The 16,296-nt window shown below is 66.6% G+C and carries 15 protein-coding genes and 1 tRNA gene; 8 read left to right on the forward strand and 8 right to left on the reverse strand.

Annotated elements, in window-relative coordinates; all coding sequences use genetic code 11:
- Positions 1–12: 12 nt before the first annotated feature.
- Positions 13–612, reverse strand: coding sequence for a hypothetical protein (locus BLU04_RS15540; protein WP_093288090.1), 600 nt, complete (start codon positions 610–612; stop codon positions 13–15).
- Between the two features lie 13 nt (positions 613–625).
- Positions 626–1,447 carry a 16S rRNA (cytidine(1402)-2'-O)-methyltransferase gene (gene rsmI, locus BLU04_RS15545; RefSeq protein ID WP_093288092.1) on the reverse strand — a complete coding sequence of 274 codons (822 nt, stop codon included), beginning with the start codon at positions 1,445–1,447 and terminating at the stop codon, positions 626–628.
- Positions 1,448–1,506: 59 nt separating this feature from the next.
- On the opposite strand from rsmI, the gene BLU04_RS15550 reads away from it, so the two are divergent.
- From BLU04_RS15550 to BLU04_RS15580, 7 genes are all read left to right on the forward strand, one after another.
- Positions 1,507–2,025, forward strand: coding sequence for a hypothetical protein (locus BLU04_RS15550; protein ID WP_093288094.1), 519 nt, complete (start codon positions 1,507–1,509; stop codon positions 2,023–2,025).
- A gap of 68 nt (positions 2,026–2,093) precedes the next feature.
- Positions 2,094–2,174, forward strand: a tRNA-Leu gene (locus tag BLU04_RS15555).
- A gap of 56 nt (positions 2,175–2,230) precedes the next feature.
- The gene (locus tag BLU04_RS15560) at positions 2,231–3,016 is read left to right on the forward strand and encodes an MBL fold metallo-hydrolase (RefSeq protein WP_093288097.1); all 786 of its coding nucleotides are present in this window, start codon (positions 2,231–2,233) and stop codon (positions 3,014–3,016) included.
- A 36-nt stretch (positions 3,017–3,052) separates the two neighbouring features.
- Positions 3,053–4,366, forward strand: coding sequence for a phosphoribosylamine--glycine ligase (purD, locus tag BLU04_RS15565; RefSeq protein WP_093288098.1), 1,314 nt, complete (start codon positions 3,053–3,055; stop codon positions 4,364–4,366).
- Between the two features lie 18 nt (positions 4,367–4,384).
- On the forward strand, positions 4,385–5,434 hold the full coding sequence (locus tag BLU04_RS15570) for a S41 family peptidase (protein WP_157895411.1): 1,050 nt from the start codon (positions 4,385–4,387) through the stop codon (positions 5,432–5,434).
- A gap of 63 nt (positions 5,435–5,497) precedes the next feature.
- Positions 5,498–6,391, forward strand: a complete 894-nt coding sequence (gene htpX, locus BLU04_RS15575) for a protease HtpX (RefSeq protein ID WP_093288103.1) — start codon at positions 5,498–5,500, stop codon at positions 6,389–6,391.
- Between the two features lie 86 nt (positions 6,392–6,477).
- Positions 6,478–7,278 carry a site-2 protease family protein gene (locus BLU04_RS15580; protein ID WP_093288105.1) on the forward strand — a complete coding sequence of 267 codons (801 nt, stop codon included), beginning with the start codon at positions 6,478–6,480 and terminating at the stop codon, positions 7,276–7,278.
- A gap of 321 nt (positions 7,279–7,599) precedes the next feature.
- Here BLU04_RS15580 and nadA read toward each other — a convergent pair whose 3' ends face one another.
- The 6 genes from nadA to rplT all read right to left on the reverse strand — a co-directional run bounded on the left by nadA (position 7,600) and on the right by rplT (position 14,080).
- Entirely contained in the window at positions 7,600–8,565 is a 966-nt protein-coding gene (gene nadA, locus BLU04_RS15585) for a quinolinate synthase NadA (protein WP_093288107.1), read from the reverse strand.
- A 29-nt stretch (positions 8,566–8,594) separates the two neighbouring features.
- The gene (gene lspA, locus BLU04_RS15590) at positions 8,595–9,092 is read right to left on the reverse strand and encodes a signal peptidase II (RefSeq protein WP_157895412.1); all 498 of its coding nucleotides are present in this window, start codon (positions 9,090–9,092) and stop codon (positions 8,595–8,597) included.
- Between the two features lie 11 nt (positions 9,093–9,103).
- A complete protein-coding gene (gene ileS / locus BLU04_RS15595; protein ID WP_093288112.1) occupies positions 9,104–11,821 on the reverse strand; it encodes an isoleucine--tRNA ligase in 2,718 nt (905 codons plus the stop codon).
- 5 nt (positions 11,822–11,826) lie between these two features.
- On the reverse strand, positions 11,827–12,906 hold the full coding sequence (gene pheS, locus BLU04_RS15600) for a phenylalanine--tRNA ligase subunit alpha (protein WP_197672975.1): 1,080 nt from the start codon (positions 12,904–12,906) through the stop codon (positions 11,827–11,829).
- Positions 12,907–12,935: 29 nt separating this feature from the next.
- Positions 12,936–13,580 (reverse strand): hypothetical protein, encoded by a 645-nt coding sequence (locus tag BLU04_RS15605; protein ID WP_093288115.1) that lies wholly within the window; start codon positions 13,578–13,580, stop codon positions 12,936–12,938.
- A gap of 143 nt (positions 13,581–13,723) precedes the next feature.
- Positions 13,724–14,080: a 50S ribosomal protein L20 gene (gene rplT, locus BLU04_RS15610; RefSeq protein WP_093288117.1), complete on the reverse strand. Its 357-nt coding sequence runs from the start codon at positions 14,078–14,080 to the stop codon at positions 13,724–13,726.
- 291 nt (positions 14,081–14,371) lie between these two features.
- Here rplT and BLU04_RS15615 point away from each other — a divergent pair, with 291 nt between their 5' ends.
- Positions 14,372–15,985 carry a methyl-accepting chemotaxis protein gene (locus tag BLU04_RS15615; protein ID WP_162274706.1) on the forward strand — a complete coding sequence of 538 codons (1,614 nt, stop codon included), beginning with the start codon at positions 14,372–14,374 and terminating at the stop codon, positions 15,983–15,985.
- The last annotated feature ends 311 nt before the right edge of the window (positions 15,986–16,296 follow it).

Below are 16,296 nucleotides of genomic sequence, written 5' to 3' on the forward strand. Positions count from 1 at the left end.
CCGGCGGTTTCCTTACCAGATGAACGATTTTTCCTCGCCCACGATCCGGTTCCCGCGCCAGACGGTGAAGCGCCAGCTGACGACGGGGCCGTCCTGCCGGTATTCGGCGCCGGTCACCTTGAAGATGGAGCGGACGTTCCCGTTGACCGCCGGGTTGTCGAGGGTCTGGACCTTGATCTGGTCCCGGGTCTTGGTCTGCCGGTACTCGAAGCGGGCGCTGAAGCGGTCGGGCGGGCCGTCGTTGCGCCAGCTGATGACGTAGATCTGACCCCGGACGGCCTCCTTCTGCGCCGCGGTGATCGCGCCGTAGTTCCAGTAGCTCTTCTCGAATTCGAGGGCCTCGTTGCGGTGGGGATTGTAGGTCTCGTCATTGCGGACCTCGTGGATCTTCATCACCCGGATGCGGGGGTCGAGCGTCAGCGGCGGGGGCTCGTTGATCGACGCCGGACGGGGAAGCTGGTCGGGCGAGGCCGAGGTGGCGACGGGGGCGGAGGGCGAGGCGGGGAGCGGGGCCGGGTCCTCGGCACGGCCGAGGAGCGGAAGAAGGGCCGCAACGAGAGTCGCAAAAAGAGTCACCGCAAGCGCGGGGAAAAGGGGGAAGAGAAGACGCATGGCGCAGTTCCCTTTAATCAAGTAGCTCCCCGGCGGCCTCTTGCGAGTCTTTTTTCGACTCCTTCTCTGAGAAGCGGGCCTCGCGGGCCGCCTCCTTCGCCGCCTCGCGGAGTTCCTTCGCGTCGGCCCCCCGGATGACGAGGCAGACTTCGCCGCGCGGCGCGTGGGCCTCGTAATGGGCCAGGAGCTCGGCCGGGGTGCCGCGCCGGATTTCCTCGAACTTCTTCGTCAGTTCCCGCGCCACGCAGAGCTCCCGTTCCGGGATCACCTCCAGCGCGTCGGCCAGGGCGCGGACGAGGCGGTGGGGGGACTCGAAATAGACCGAGGTCGAGGGACGGGCCGCCGCCTCCTCCATCTCCCGCCGCCGCCCGCCCGACTTCGGCGGGAGGAATCCCCCGAAATGGAACGGCACCATCGGGAACCCCGCGCCGACGAGGGCCTGGAGGACCGCCGACGGCCCCGGGACGACCTCGACGGTGATCCCGGCCTCGACGCACGACCGGATGAGGCGCTCCCCCGGATCGGAGATGCCGGGCATCCCGGCATCGCTGATGAGGGCGATGTTCTTCCCGTGGGCGAAGTGTTCCCGGAACTCGGCGACCCGCTTCGCCTCGTTGAACTGGTGGTAGCTGACGAGGGGCTTCTTGATCTCGAAATGGTTCAGCAGGTGGATCGAATGGCGGGTGTCCTCGGCGGCGACGAGGTCGGCCTCCTTCAGGACGCGGAGGGCGCGGAGGGTGATGTCTTCCAGGTTCCCGATCGGGGTGCCGACGACGAAGAGCCGACCCGCGGCGGTCGGGGCAGAAACGGAGGGGGGCGCGGGATCGGACGACATCCCCTTATCATGGATCGGGCTTGCCTCTTTTGCAACAACCAGCATGGTTCCCCGCGCCCATGCGCCTCACCCTCCCCCGCATCGCCTTCCTCCTGACGGCGCTCCTCTTCGGCCTCTCGCTGGCCCACGACGCGGCGACCCTTCCCGAGACCGTGGCCAGCCACTTCGATGCGGCGGGACGCGCCGACGGATTCCTCCCGCTCCGCGCCCATCTGATCTCCTTCGGCGGCCTCGGCTTCGGGATGAGCCTCTTCCTCATCGCCACCTGCTACTCGATCCGGCTCTTTCCCCCTTCGGCCCTGAACGTCCCCCGGGCCGATTACTGGCACCAGCCGGGAAACCACGCCCGCGCCTGCCGCTTCCTCTTCGAGCATGGCTTTTGGATCGCGGCGTTCAATCTCCTCTGGCTCCTCCTCATGCATCGGGAGCTTGCCCGGGCGAACCGGCTCCCCGTCCCCCACCTCGCCCCGGGAAGCCTCGCCGCACTCGGCTGGCTCTACGGGGCGGGACTTTTGGCCTGGATCGGGACGCTGGCTTGGTTTTTCTGGCGCGGGGGAAAAGGGGAGGTGAAGGGATAGTGAACGCCCCTCCCCGACGAATCCGTGTGACCTCCTCCCCCTTCGCGTGTAGAATCGGCGACTCCCACGGGCTCGTGGTGAAATGGCAGACACGCCAGATTTAGGTTCTGGTTCCGAAAGGAGTGTGGGTTCAAGTCCCACCGAGCCCAGCTACCCTCGCTCGCTCCCACTTGCTTTTCACCCCCTTCGTCACTAGCCTCCTCCGATGCGTCTTCGGATCCCCTTTGCGGCGGCCCTCTCCTGCCTCGCCGCCCTCGTTCTCCCGTTCCTCACCGGCTGCTCCGACTCGAAGGGCCAATTCACCCCACTTCCGACGCAGCCCCTCACCCTCCGTTACTACGGCCACGGCTTCGCCTACGTCATCACGACGACGGGGGTCCGCATCGCCCTCGATCCCTACGGCGAGGAGACGGTCCGCTATCCCTTCCCCGACCGTCTCCCCGCCGACATCGTCCTGGCGAGCTGCGAGCGCGAGGACCACAACGCCAGCTCCCGCCTCTTCGGTGCGCCCCAGGCCTTCCGCAGCGTCACCGGCATCGGCCTGAACAACGCGCGCGGCCTCATGTTCCGCGGCACCCGCACCTACCTCGACAAGGAGCAGGGCGCGCGGGGCGGGACGAACACCGTCTTCGGCTTCACCATCGACGGCATCCGCATCGTCCACCTCGGCTACATCGGCCACATCCCCACGGCCTCCCAGCGGGAGGAGATCGGAACCGCCGACGTCCTCTTCCTCCCCATCGGCAACAAGGACCTGACCCCGGCCGACCTCGCCCGCATCGTCGGCGACCTCAACGCCCGCATCATCATCCCGATCTGCTTCAAGACCCAATATTCGAGCGCCCTCGACCTCCGTTCCCTCGAGGAATTCCTCGCGGGATGGAAGGGGCCCGTGAAGCACGTCGGCGCCGGGGAGATCACCCTGAACGCCACCGGCCTCCCGAAGGAGCCGACGATCTACGTCCTCGATTATCCGCCGAAGGCCCAATAAACAAGGCGCCCGGCACCCCTCCCCTTTTCCCCACTCATGAAAGTTCTCCTCATCGGCGGCGGCGGCCGCGAACATGCCCTCGCCTGGCACCTCCGCAAGGATCCCCGCGTCACCGGGCTCTTCATCGCCCCCGGCAACGCCGGGACGTCCGCCCTCGGCACCAACCTCCCGATCGCCGCCACCGACATCGACGCCCTCGTCGCCTGGGCGGAGAAGGAGCAGCCGACCTTCACCTTCGTCGGTCCCGAGGCCCCGCTCTGCCTCGGCCTCGCCGACCGCCTCCACGAAAAAGGCTTCCGCGTCTTCGGCCCGAACCGGAAGGCCGCCCAGCTCGAGGCGAGCAAGGTCCTCACGAAGCGCCTCTTCCAGAATTACCACATCCCCACCGCCGCCGGCGCCGACTTCAGCGATCCCCTCGCCGCCTACGCCTACAGCCAGAAGCTGGGCCAGAAGGAAGGGACCGGGACCCAGGGCGGCTATCCCCAGGTGATCAAGGCCGACGGCCTCGCGGCGGGCAAGGGCGTCATCATCGCGCAGACCCCCGGCGAGGCCGCCCTCGCGATCTGGCAGATCATGGAGAAGCGGGTCTTCGGCGACGCGGGCAAGCGGATCGTGATCGAGGAATGCCTCACCGGCCCCGAGGTCTCCTTCCTCGCCATCACCGACGGCACCGCCCTCCAGCTCCTCCCCCTCGCCCAGGACCACAAGCGGGTCGGCGAGGGCGACACCGGCCCGAACACCGGCGGCATGGGGGCCTACGCCCCCGCCCGCTTCCTCACCGAGGCGACGAAGAACGAGATCGTCGAGACGGTCCTGAAGCCGATCCTCGCCGCCCTCCGCGCCGAGGGGATCGACTACCAGGGCGTCCTCTACGCCGGATTGATGCTGACGCCGACCGGGCCGCAGATGCTCGAGATCAACGTCCGCCTCGGCGATCCCGAGACCCAGGCCGTCCTCCCCCTGCTGGAGACCCCCCTCCTCGACATCGCCGCCGCCGTCGCGAAGCGGGAACTCGGCGACCTGCCGCTGAAGTTCAACGCCCTCTCCGCCGTCACCGTCGTCCTCGGCGCGCCCGGCTATCCCGAAGACCCGCAGCTCGGCGGCGTCATCACCGGCCCCGGCTTCACCACCCCCGTCACCGCGAAGGAGACCGCCGTCTTCCACGCGGGGACCAAGGTCGGGAAGAAGGGCGAGATCGTCACCTCCGGGGGGCGCGTCGCCGCCGTCACGGCGTGGGGCAAGGACTTCGAGACCGCCCGGAAGAACGCCTACGCCGGGATCGACGGGATCTCCTTCCCCGGCATGATCTACCGCCGGGACATCGGGGCGAAGGCCCACATCGGGAGCTAGGCGATGGGGCGGACCAGCATGGCACGGGCAACGGGATGGCTCTCGCTGTTCCTGGCCTGCGCTTTCCCTGCTTTTGCCGCCCTCAAACCGCTCCCCTTCGCCCCCGAGACGGCGCAAAAGATCGGCCCCGTCCTCGACCGCCTCTATTACAATCCCGCCGCCCTGAAGAATCGGCCCGAAGGCGTCCTGCCCCCCGGCGTCTTCGTCGGCTCCCCCCTCCCCGCCGCCTTGCCGATCCGGACCGAAGTCCTCCCGGGCAACGTCGGATTCTGGCGGCTGCGGAACTTCAACCTGGAGAAAGGGAAAAACTGGACCGCCCTCGATACCGAGATCGGCACCTGGTACTGGACGAAGAAACTCCCCGGCCTCGTCCTCGACCTGCGGAACAACAACGCCGCCGCGAAAGCCGACTTCGACGTCGCCGCCCGGATCGCCTCCTACTTCGTCCCTCCCCAGGCGACGGGTGCCGTCCATCCCCTCTTCTCCCTCCAATCGCTCCGCGGCCCCGAGCAGGTCTTCTCCGCCATCGCCCCGGACAGCTTCCCCATCACTCCGCTCTTCCCCGGCACCCTCGTCGTCCTCGTCAATCCCCAGACCGGCGGGGCCGCCGCCACCCTCGCCACCCTCCTCCGCCGCGAGGCCGGGGCGATCCTCATCGGGCGAACCCCCTCCGATTCGAGCGCCCTGCTCGAAAGCGTCGCCCTCGACACCACCCCCCCTTCGATCGTCCGCGTCGCCACCGCCGTCGCCACCCTTCCCGACGGCATCTCCCTCCTCGGCCAACCGGCCACCCCCGACATCTCCCTCTACATCGACGACAAGGCCGAGCAGGAGATCCTCGCCCAGATCGCCCTCGGCCCGGCAGCGAAAGGCCTCGTCGAAGCCCCTCTCCGGCATCATATGAACGAGGCCTCCCTCGTCCACGAGGAGAATCCCGAGATCGCCGACTACCTCACCTCCCCCGCCCGCGCGACCGCCGACGAACCCCTTCCCCTCCAGGACACCGCCCTCCTCCGCGCCCTCGACATCCTTAAGGGCCTAACGCTTTTTCCCGTTGCGGCCCAATAGGTAACGACGAGGAAATCGTGTTACTCTTGCCCGCCCGTGGGGGTCGACTAAAGTAGAAACACCATGAAACGCATCTTCCTCTTTATCCTCACGAACATCGCGATCCTCGCGGTCATGATGATCGTGATCCACCTCTTCAGCCTGGATCGCTTCATCACCGCCAACGGGCTGAACTACACCACGCTCTTCGGCTTCTCCCTCGTCGTCGGCTTCACCGGCAGCTTCATCTCCCTCGCCATCTCGAAGTGGATCGCGAAGATGAGCTACAACATCGAGGTCATCACCTCCCCCGAAAACGAGACCGAGGAATGGCTCGTCGACACCGTCCGCCGCCAGGCCGCCAAGGTCGGCGTCGCCATGCCCGAGGTCGGCATCTACGAGAGCCCCGAGGTCAACGCCTTCGCCACCGGCCCCTCCCGCAGCAACTCCCTCGTCGCCGTCAGCTCCGGCCTCCTTCGCGTCATGACCCGCGAGGAAGCCGAGGGCGTCCTCGCCCACGAGATGACCCACGTCTCCAACGGCGACATGGTCACCATGACCCTCCTCCAGGGGATCCTGAACACCTTCGTCGTCTTCTTCTCCTACATCATCGCCTTCGCCGTCGACCGCGCCCTCAGCAACGGCCGCGACGAGGACCGCGGCCCCGGGATCGGCTTCATGATCGGCCAGTTCGTCACCCAGATCTGCCTCGGCGTCCTGGCCAGCCTCGTCGTCCTCGCCTACTCCCGCAGCCGCGAGTTCAAGGCCGACGCCGGCGCCGCCCGCCTCGAGGGCAAGGGACCGATGATCGCCGCCCTGAAGCGGCTGAAGCAGATCACCGAGAGCGACTTCATCTACGACGACCGCGCCCCCGCCCTCAGCAACTTCAAGATCAGCGGCAAGCCGAGCACCACCCACATCTGGGCGAGCCACCCCCCCCTCGAAGACCGCATCGAGGCACTCGAGAAGTTGGCCTAAGCCCGCCTCGCCTTTCATCCAAGCCGCTTCCTTCGGGAAGCGGCTTTTTGATTTCAAGGCCCCCGCCCCGCGCTAACCTCGTGGCCATGACCGAGCCGCTCGAAACTCCCCAGCCCCTCCCGCCTTCCGCGCCGAAGGAAAAAGCGAAGGGGCTCTTCGGCTGGATCGTCGCCCTCGGCATCATGGCCTTGAAGTACGGCTTCCTCGTCTTGAAGTCGCTCAAGACGAGCCTCTCGATGCTCCTCATGATCTGGGTCTACTCGTGGCTCTACGGATGGCGCTTCGCGGCGGGCTTCGTCGGCCTCCTCTTCGTCCACGAGATGGGCCATGTCGTCGCCGCGAAGTGGCTCGGGCTGCCCGTCAGCGCCCCCCTCTTCATTCCCTTCGTCGGCGCCTCGATCACGATGAAGGAACATCCCCGGGACGCCTGGACCGAGGCGCTGATGGCCTACGGCGGGCCGCTGGCGGGCGCGCTCGGCTCGTGGATCGGCTGGGCCGTCGCCCTCTGGCTCGACCTTCCCTGGCTGATGGCCGTCGCCTCGGCGAGCTTCATCCTCAACCTCTTCAACCTTATCCCCGTCCCGCCGCTCGACGGCGGGCGGATCTGCGCCGCCGTCTCCCCGTGGTTCTGGTTCGTCGGCCTGCTCCTCCTCGGCGGGGCGGTCTTCTACTTCCACTCCTGGGGGGCGATCTTCATCGTCCTTCTCGTTCTCTTCTACGCCGTCCCCCGGGTGAAGAAGACGTTCCTCGAACGGGGAACCCCGGAAATGGTGGCGTACTACGCGACCCATCCGGGGAAGCGGGTGGCCATGGCTTTGCTTTATCTGGGGCTGATTGCGCTGCTCCTCTTCGGGTATTGGGATTCCGACATGCGGCTGGGGCAATGAACTTCAGGATGATCCCGGAGGGATCAAAGCCGGTAGCCGGTGGTTGAGCGGAGCGACACCACCGGTACGACGCAAATGGAATCGCGCTCCGCCCGCAGGCTCTCTTTCCGGAAAGGCCAAGCCGGAGCGCACTTGCAAGCGGAGCGGCAAGGAGATCGCCCTGGTCGGAATCATGAAAAGGCCCTCTTCTTTCCAGGGCGATTTTCCGACCTGGTGCAAACCGGTGGTGTCGGCTCTTGGCCTCAACCACCGGCTACCGGCTTTGACCCCTTCGGGGTCAAGGAAACACGGGCTGACCGGCTATCTTAAACCAAACCGCCCCTACCGGCTCCACTCCAGCATCCGCTCCAGCGAAGGGAGCGCCTTGCGGGCCACCTCGGGGTCGAGGACGATCTCGGGGTTGCCGGTCTCCAGGGAGGCGGCGAGCTTTTCCAGCGTGATCTGCTTCATGAAGCGGCAGTCGGCGCAGGCGCAGAGGTCGGTCGGGGCGGGGATGAATTCCTTGTGGGGAAGTTCCCGGCGGAGGCGCTCCAGCATCCCCGATTCGGTCGCGATGATGAAGGCGGGGGCGGCGCTGTCGCGGCAGTAGTGGACCATCTTCTCGGTCGAGCAGACCTCGTCGGCCAGGAGGCGGACGGGGCGGGTGCACTCGGGATGGGCGACGATGGGGGCGTCGGGATGGGCAGCGCGGATCTTCGTGAGGCTGGCGTGGGTGAACTCGACGTGGAGGTAGCAGTTCCCGTCCCAGTAGCGCATCGGGCGGCCCGTCTTCTCGTGGACCCACTCGCCGAGGTTGCGGTCGGGGGCGAAGAGGATTTCCCGGTCGGCGGGGATCCGGTTGACGATGTTCACCGCGTTGCCCGAGGTGCAGATCACGTCGCTGAGGGCCTTCACGCCCGCCGTGCAGTTGATGTAGGAGACGACGTAGAGTTCGCGCCCGTCGGCGGCCTTGTTCGCAGCCAGGTAGGCGGCGAGCTTGTCGGCGGGGCACGAGTCGGCCAGGGAGCATCCGGCGTCGAGGTCGGGGATGATGACCCGCTTCGAGGGGTTCACGATCTTCGCGGTCTCGGCCATGAAGTGGACGCCGCAGAAGACGATCCAGTCGGCATCGGTCTCCTGGGCCTTGTAGGAGAGGCCGAGGGAATCGCCGACGAAATCGGCGACGTCCTGGATCTCCCCCACCTGGTAGTTGTGGGCGAGGAGGACGGCGTTCTTCTCCTTCTTGAGTCGCAAGATCCGTTCCTGGAGCGGGGAGAAGGTACGGGGGGGAGAAGCAAGCAGGGCCATAAAGAAATCTACTATCGCGGGGGCGTCGATCAACTTTTCTTTGCCGGAGGACGGACGGGCGGGAAGAGGGCCTGGAAGACGAGGATCCCTGCGCCGACGGTGATGCAGCTGTCGGCGACGTTGAAGGTCGGCCAGTGGTGGACCCCCGCATGGACGTCGATGAAGTCGACGACGGCCCCGTGCCGGACCCGGTCGACCAGGTTCCCGAAGGCCCCGGCCAGCAGGAGGGCGAAGAGGAGGTTCGTCTCCCGGGGCCGCCAGTCGATCTTCCGGGCGTAGAAGAGGCCGACGGCGATGAAGAGGCCGACGATGGCGAGGAGCCACCCGTTGTTCCCCCGGAAGAGGCTGAAGGCGATCCCGGTATTCCAAGCCAGCGTGAGGTTGAGCCAATCGGGGATCACCTCGCGGTCCCGCACGACGAAGTTCGCCAACGCCCACGCCTTCGTCGCCTGATCGAGGGCGAGGAGGAGGAGCGCCGCGACGTAGAAGAGCGGACGGGGGGAGGTGCGGGCGGGCTCCGGAGTCATGGGGGCGAGGTTTAGGAGACCGCCTTCGCGCACCGGGCGCAGAGGGCGGGATGGGCCGGATCGGCGCCCAGGGTCTCGTCGTATTTCCAGCAGCGGAGGCATTTCTCCCCCTCGGCGCGGGTGACCTCGGCGGCGACCTCGCCGCCCGTCTTCAACTTCAGGCGGGAGACGATGAAGACGAGCTTCAGCAGCTCGGCATCGCTTTCGGCGACATCGGGGGCGGTGAGGGCGACCTCGGCCTCGAGGCTCTTCCCGATGGTCTTCGCCTGACGGGCCTTTTCGAGCGACTCGTTGACGGCGGTGCGGAGGGTCAGGATCCGTTCCCAGCGGGCGACGAAGGCGGGATCGGCGGGCGTCCCCGCCTCGGGGAGCGGCTGGAGATGGATCGACTCCGACGAGCCGAGGAAGCACCACGCCTCCTCCGCGGTGTAGGAAACGATGGGGGCGAGGAGCTTCAGCAGCGCCTCGACGATCCGGCGCATCGCGGTCTGCGACGAGCGGCGGGAAGCCCACTTTTCCCCGTCGCAATACATCCGGTCCTTGAGGACGTCGACGTAGAAGGCCGAGACCTCGACGGAGCAGAAGCGGTTGACGATGTGGTAGACCTGATGGAACTCGTAGGCCTCGTAGGCTTCGCGGGCCTTCACGATCACCTCGTCGAGGCGGGCGAGGAGGTAGCGGTCGACCTCGGTGAGGTCGGCGTCGGCGACGGCGTCCTGCGCGGGGTCGAATCCGGCGAGGTTCCCGAGGAGGATCCGGATCGTGTTCCGCATCGTCCGGTAGGTATCGGCCACGCGGGTGAAGATCTCCTTGGAGAAGGGAACGTCGTTCCGGTAGTCCTCGCTGGATACCCAGAGGCGGAGGATGTCGGCGCCGTACTCGTTGACGTAGTCGATCATCCCCTTCGCGCCGCTCGACTTCGAGAGCTTCTTCCCGTCGACGTCGACGACGAAGCCGTTCGTGAGGACCCGCTTGTAGGGAGGGACGCCGTTCGTGGCGACGGAGAGGAGGAGCGACGACTGGAACCAGCCGCGATGCTGGTCGCTTCCCTCAAGGTAGAGGTCGGCGGGGAAGGCGAGTTCGGGACGCCGCTTCAGGACGGCGGCGTGGCTGCTCCCAGAATCGATCCAGACGTCGAGGGTGTCGGTCCCCTGCCGCAGTTCTGCCGGGTTTTCGAGGCCGAGTTCCCGGGCCAGGTCGGCGGCGGGGGTCTCGAACCACGCGTTGGTGCCGCGCGCCTCGGCGATGTCGGCGAACTTGCGGATGAGGCCCGCGTCGAGGATCGGCTTTTCGTCCCGGTAGAAGACCGGGATCGGGACGCCCCAGGAACGCTGGCGGGAGATGCACCAGTCGGCGCGGCTCGCCACGGCTCCCTTGATCCGGTTGATGCCCCAGCCGGGGATCCACTCGACGTGGTCGAGGGCGTCGAGGGAGGCCTGGCGGAAGGCGTCGACCTTGATGAACCACTGCTTCACGGCGCGGAAGACGATGGGGGTCTTCGAGCGCCAGCAATGGGGATAATCGTGGGTGTACTCTTCCTCGCTCCACAGGTGGCCGCTCGCCTGGAGGAGGTCGCGGATGAGCGGGTTCGCCTTGAAGACGTAGACGCCGGTGAGTTCGGCGACCCCGGCCTCGGCGGTGAGGCAGCCCCGGTCGTCGACGGGGGCGAGGATGCCGAGGCCCTTGCTCTGGCCGAGCTGGTAGTCGTCCATGCCGTGCCCGGGGGCGATGTGGACGAGGCCGGTGCCGGCGTCGGCGGTGACGAAGTCGCCCGTGTGGACGGCGGAGACGCGGTCGAGGAAGGGATGGCGGTAGGTCGCCCCCTCGATCTCGGAGCCCTTGGCGAAGGCCTTCACCAGCGGCGTCCCGGCGAGGCGGGGAACCTTGGCGACGAGGGCGGCGGCGACGATGACGATCTCTCCCTCCACCTCGTGAGCCTCGTAGGCGAGGGTCGGCGAGGCGGCGACGGCGAGGTTCGCGGGGAGGGTCCACGGCGTCGTCGTCCAGATGACGAGGGAGGCGGTCTTGTTCGCGGAGAGGCCGAGCTTCGCCTTGCCCTCGTCGGTGAGGGGGAACTTCACCATCAGGGCGGGATCGGTGCGGGGGGCGTACTCGATCTCGGCCTCGGCGAGGGCGGTCTGGCAGCCGGTGCTCCAGTGGACGGGGCGGAGGCCCTCGTAGACGAGGCCCTTCTCGACCAGCGTGGCGAAGGTGCGGAGGATGTCGGCCTCGTAGCCGTGGTTCAGCGTGAGGTAGGGGTTCTCCCAATCGCCGAGGATGCCAAGGCGCTCGAACTGGCCGCGCTGGAGGGCGATGTACTTCCGGGCGTAGGCCTCGCTCGCCTGGCGGATGCTGACGGGGTCCCGCTTCTCGGGCGGCAGCTCCTTCATCACCTTGAATTCGATGGGGAGGCCGTGGCAGTCCCAGCCGGGGACGTAGGGAACGCGGAACCCGGCCATCGTCTTGTACTTGATGACGATGTCCTTCAGCGTCTTGTTGAGGGCGTGGCCCATGTGGGCGTCGCCGTTGGCGAAGGGGGGGCCGTCGTGGAGGATGAATTTTCCCTTGGGCGCGTCCTTCTTCTGGATCCGGCCGTAGAGGTCGTCGGCCTTCCACTTCGCGAGGAAGCCGGGCTCCCGCTTCGGGAGGTCGGCCTTCATGGGGAAGTCGGTCTTCGGGAGGAGGACGGTTTCCTTGTAATTGGGAGGGGTCGCAGGCGTATCGCTCATGGGAATCAAACTTTCGGGCTGAGCTGGCTGAGGAGGCGGACGTCGTTCTCCCCGAAGAGGCGGAGGTCGTTGACCTGATGGACCATCATGGCGATCCGCTCGATGCCGAAGCCGAAGGCGAAGCCGGTGTAACGCTCGGGATCGATCCCGGCGTTGGCGAGGACCTTCGGGTGGACCATGCCGCAGCCGCAGATCTCGAGCCACTCCCGGCCCTTCACCTGGTTGCCGGGGCGGGAGGCGTCGACCTCGAAGCTCGGCTCGGTGAAGGGGAAGAAGTGGGGGCGGAAACGGAACTTGAGGTCTTCGCCGAGGAGCTCGCGGAAGAAAAGTTCGAGAGTTCCCTTGAGGTCGGCGAGGGAGACCCCCTCGTCGACGACGAGGCCTTCCATCTGGTGGAAGGCGATGCCGTGGGTGGCGTCGATCTCGTCCCGGCGGTAGCAGCGGCCGGGGGCGACGATGCGGACGGGCGGCTGCTTCCCCGAGGCGGCGAGCTGCTCCAGGACGCGGATCTGGACGGGCGAGGTCTGGGTGCGGAGGAGGAGGCGTCCCTCCTTCGCGGCGCTCGCGTCGTCCTTCGAGAGGCCGTGCCTCAGCGCGCGGTCGGCGAGGTAGAAGGTGTCCCCCTCGTTGCGGGCGGGGTGGTCCTTCGGCGTGTTGAGGGCGTCGAAGTTGTAGTGCTCGGTCTCGATGTCGGGGCCGTCGGCGAGGGCGAAGCCGAGGCGGCGGAAGATCCCGATGGCGCGATCGCGCGCGGCGTAGATCGGATGGAGGCTGCCGACGGGGACGGGGCGGCCCGGGAGCGTGGCGTCGATCCCGGCGGTCTCGGCGGCGGCGGCGAAGGCGTTCTTCCTCTCCTCGAAGGCGGGGTTCACCGTCGCCTTGAATTCGTTGACGAGGCGGCCCAGGACGGGGCGGAGTTCCTTCGGCGCGGAGCCGACCTTCTCCATGACCGGCGCGATGAGGCCGTTCTTGGAGAAATACTTCAACCGGACCTCCTCGAGCGCCGCGGCGTCGGGGGCGGCGGCGAGGGCCGAAAGGATGTCGGAACGGAGGGCGTCGATCTGCTGGCGGATTTCGTTTTCCACGGAAGGAGGGGGGTGAAAGGGGGGGAGTGTTAGGACGCCTCGGGCTGGGCCTGGACCTGCGCCGTCACGTCGGCGTCCCGGCGGGCGCTGAATTTCTGGAGGCGGGCGAGGAGTTCCTCGGCCCGGTCGATGCTGAGGAGGAGGGTGTAGCCCTTCGTCGTCGGGAGCCAGAGGACCGAGCGGCGGTCGGTGACCATGGCCCAGGCGAGGCCGCCCCGGCGGAGGAGGAAGAGCCCCGTGGTGTAGCCGGGCAGGCCAGCCCCGTAGAGGCGGAAGAGGAGGCCGCAATCGGGGTCGGAGGCGAGACTGACGATCCGGGCGCGGTCGATCCGGATCTCGGCGGCATCGATCTTCTTCGAGAAGATGTCGCCCCGGATGCGGAGTTCCCGGCCGATGACCTCGACCCGGAGCTGGCCGGTCCCGAAGCCGATCCAGGCGCAGAAGAGGGCGGCGGCGAAGAAGAGGAGGAAGCGGAGCTTCTCCAGGAGGAGGCCCGGGCCGGGCTGGGGAACGAAGAACCCGAGGGCGACGGCGACGAGGATCACCCCGATCCCGAGGCAGACGGGCGTCACGTAGCCGGGTGCGGGGAGGACCGGGTAGATGTTTTCCGCCGGGATCGGGGCGCGGGAGCGTTTTTTCTTCGCTTTCTTGGCGGCGGAGGAGGAGGCACTCATGGATGGGTTGGAATCGGTAAAAACAAAAGAAACAAAAAGGGCGCGATTCGTTAAAATCGCGCCCTCTTTTAAACAACCCCGGGCTCTTTGTCTCTTCCGAAGAAGAGAGGAGGCGGGACGTTCGGTCTAGCTGTCGTGCCGGATCAGACCTTGGCGACCTTCACCGAGCCGATGACGGCGGCGAAGAGGGTCGGCTCCGTCATGGCCAGGTCGGAGAGGATCTTGCGATCGATCTCGATGGAGGCCTTCTTGAGGGCCTCGGCAAAGCGGCTGTAGGTGATCCCGTTGGCGCGGCAGGCCGCGTTGATACGGGTGAGCCAGAGGGCGCGGAAGTTCCGCTTCTTCTGCTTGCGATCCCGGTAAGACCAGTACATGGCCTTGTAGCGGGCATCCTTCGCGTAGCGGAACAGTTTGCTGCGGCGTCCGCGATAGCCCTTCGCGGCGGCGACGACGCGCTTGCGACGTTCGCGCGAAGCGGGAGCATTGGTGGTGCGTGCCATGATCTATCCTTTATCTTAATTCAAATCTTTAGACTGCAAGTAACCCGCCTATCGGGCGGTCCCTATTCGATGGGAAGGGTGATGATGCCGTTTTTCGCGTTTCTGTAAAGGGGATCTTTCCTTTTCCGCACGATTTTCCTGTACATCCGCCTCCGGACCCGCTCCGGGCCGCCTCTGTAGGTGAAAATCCTACGCCAAAACAGGAATCCCACCGATAGTAACGAGGTCGGTGATTCTGATAACCTAAACATGGAATTTCAGTCTCAACCCCCCTCAGAAGCTCCCCCTGCCATGAATGACGCCTCCTCCTCGAAGATGACGATCGCCCAGAAGATCATCTGCGGCTTTGCCATCCTGATCGCCATCCTGATCGCCGTCTCGGCGACCAGCATCGTGATCTCGACCTCGATCCGGAAAAAGGTCGAACTCCTCCATAGCACCTCCCTCGTCCGGCTCGAAGCCCTCGACGGGATCAAACAGGCCGTCCTGACGAACCGCTACCTCTTCCTCTCCCACATCGCCTCGACCAACCCCCAGGAGATGACCGCCACCGAGGCCCGGATGAAGGAGAACAGCGCCGGGGCGAGCGAACGCTACAAGGCCTACGAGGCGACCCTGACCGACGAGCAGGACCGGGCCGAATACGCCACCATCGTCGACTTCCGGAAACGCTACATCGAGACCCGGGCAAAGGTGATGGAGATGAGCCAGAAGGGCGACAAGGCCGGGGCGAACGCCGAATTCCAGGCGACCCTGGCTCCCCTCCTCGACGGCTACGTCCAGGCCGTCCAGAAGCTTTCCAACGACGTCCAGGAGGATACCCGCGTCTTCACCGACGTCATCCGCCGGGAAACCCTCTTCTCCCAGAACCTGATGATCTGGTCGACGGCCCTCACCCTCGTCCTCGCCGTCGTCACCTCCTGGCTGATCATCCGCTCCACCAACGCCACCCTCCGGCAGGTGGCCGCCGACCTCACCGAGGGCTCCGACCAGCTCTCCTGCGTCGCGGAGAGCCTCTCCACCGCCAGCCAGTCCCTCGCCGAGGGGACGAGCCACCAGGCCGCCTCGATCGAAGAGACCAGCGCCTCCCTGGAGCAGATATCGGCCCTCGGAAAACAGAATCAGGACCGGACCGTCTCCGCCTCCGACTCGGCGGGCCGGACCCGGAAGGCCGTCGACATCGGCCTGGGGGATGTCAACTCGATGGCCGCCACCCTCGAGGAGGTCGGCAACACGAGCCGGGAGATGGAAACCGCGATGCAGGCGATGCGGAGCTCGAGCAACGACATCGCGAAGATCATCAAGACGATCGACGAGATCGCGTTCCAGACGAACATCCTCGCCCTGAACGCCGCCGTCGAGGCGGCCCGGGCCGGGGAATCGGGCGCCGGGTTCGCCGTCGTCGCCGAAGAAGTCCGCGCCCTCGCCCAGCGGAGCGCCGAGGCGGCGAAGAACACCTCGACCCTCATCGAGTCGACGATCCAGCGAAGCCACGCGGGGGCGCAGATCAGCGAGAAGGTCGCCACCACCGTCGGCGCCCTCCTGGAGAAATCGGCCCTCGTCCAGAACCGCCTCAAGGAGATCGCCTCCCTGGTCCAGGACGTGAACGGGATCAGCAACGAAGTCGCCTCCTCGACCTCCGAGCAGACCACCGGCATCACCCAGATCAGTACCGCCGTCCACGACATCGACACCGTGACCCAGAAAAACGCCGCCACCTCCGAAGAGACGGCCGCCGCCGCCGAGGAACTGAGCGCCCAAGCCGTGACCCTGCGCGGCAACGTCCTGAACCTGATGGCCCTGATCGATTCAAGCCTGGCGAAGCGGGCCTCGCTGGAAGGCGGCGTGGGAAGCCCGGCGCTGGTCGGAGGACGCACAGGCCGGGCCGAAAGACACTTACGATAAGCCATTTCAACTCCCCCCCCGCAGAAGGACGCGTAACTTCTCCCAAGCGCCCCTCTCCCAATAGGAGTCAGGGCGTATTGGTACCGCTCCCCCTTCAATACGTACCCTCGGGCGTACCGGAACCATCCGATTTTAATCCCGTGAAGAGACAAGGCGCAGGGGGAAACGCGTCCGCCTAGTTCAGGCCCTCAGAAGGGGACTGCCTGCGCGATAGCGCAATACCTCGTAAAGGGGAAACTAACTGGCAGGGTCGGGAGACAAGTTCCAGGAGGGGCGAAGCCCCTCTTGGGCTATAAAGCGGATCGCCTCCA

The organism is Verrucomicrobium sp. GAS474 (assembly GCF_900105685.1).
GTDB lineage: Bacteria > Verrucomicrobiota > Verrucomicrobiia > Methylacidiphilales > GAS474 > GAS474.

Bases quoted from the DNA above. Each gene is read 5' to 3' on its own strand.
- purD (WP_093288098.1), top strand. From the start codon at position 3,053: ATGAAAGTTCTCCTCATCGGCGGCGGCGGCCGCGAACATGCCCTCGCC.
- BLU04_RS15540 (WP_093288090.1), bottom strand. From the start codon at position 612: ATGCGTCTTCTCTTCCCCCTTTTCCCCGCGCTTGCGGTGACTCTTTTT.
- BLU04_RS15550 (WP_093288094.1), top strand. From the start codon at position 1,507: ATGCGCCTCACCCTCCCCCGCATCGCCTTCCTCCTGACGGCGCTCCTC.
- BLU04_RS15615 (WP_162274706.1), top strand. From the start codon at position 14,372: ATGAATGACGCCTCCTCCTCGAAGATGACGATCGCCCAGAAGATCATC.
- BLU04_RS15570 (WP_157895411.1), top strand. From the start codon at position 4,385: ATGGCACGGGCAACGGGATGGCTCTCGCTGTTCCTGGCCTGCGCTTTC.
- rsmI (WP_093288092.1), bottom strand. From the start codon at position 1,447: ATGTCGTCCGATCCCGCGCCCCCCTCCGTTTCTGCCCCGACCGCCGCG.
- ileS (WP_093288112.1), bottom strand. From the start codon at position 11,821: ATGAGCGATACGCCTGCGACCCCTCCCAATTACAAGGAAACCGTCCTC.
- nadA (WP_093288107.1), bottom strand. From the start codon at position 8,565: ATGGCCCTGCTTGCTTCTCCCCCCCGTACCTTCTCCCCGCTCCAGGAA.
- rplT (WP_093288117.1), bottom strand. From the start codon at position 14,080: ATGGCACGCACCACCAATGCTCCCGCTTCGCGCGAACGTCGCAAGCGC.
- lspA (WP_157895412.1), bottom strand. From the start codon at position 9,092: ATGACTCCGGAGCCCGCCCGCACCTCCCCCCGTCCGCTCTTCTACGTC.
- BLU04_RS15560 (WP_093288097.1), top strand. From the start codon at position 2,231: ATGCGTCTTCGGATCCCCTTTGCGGCGGCCCTCTCCTGCCTCGCCGCC.
- htpX (WP_093288103.1), top strand. From the start codon at position 5,498: ATGAAACGCATCTTCCTCTTTATCCTCACGAACATCGCGATCCTCGCG.
- BLU04_RS15605 (WP_093288115.1), bottom strand. From the start codon at position 13,580: ATGAGTGCCTCCTCCTCCGCCGCCAAGAAAGCGAAGAAAAAACGCTCC.
- BLU04_RS15580 (WP_093288105.1), top strand. From the start codon at position 6,478: ATGACCGAGCCGCTCGAAACTCCCCAGCCCCTCCCGCCTTCCGCGCCG.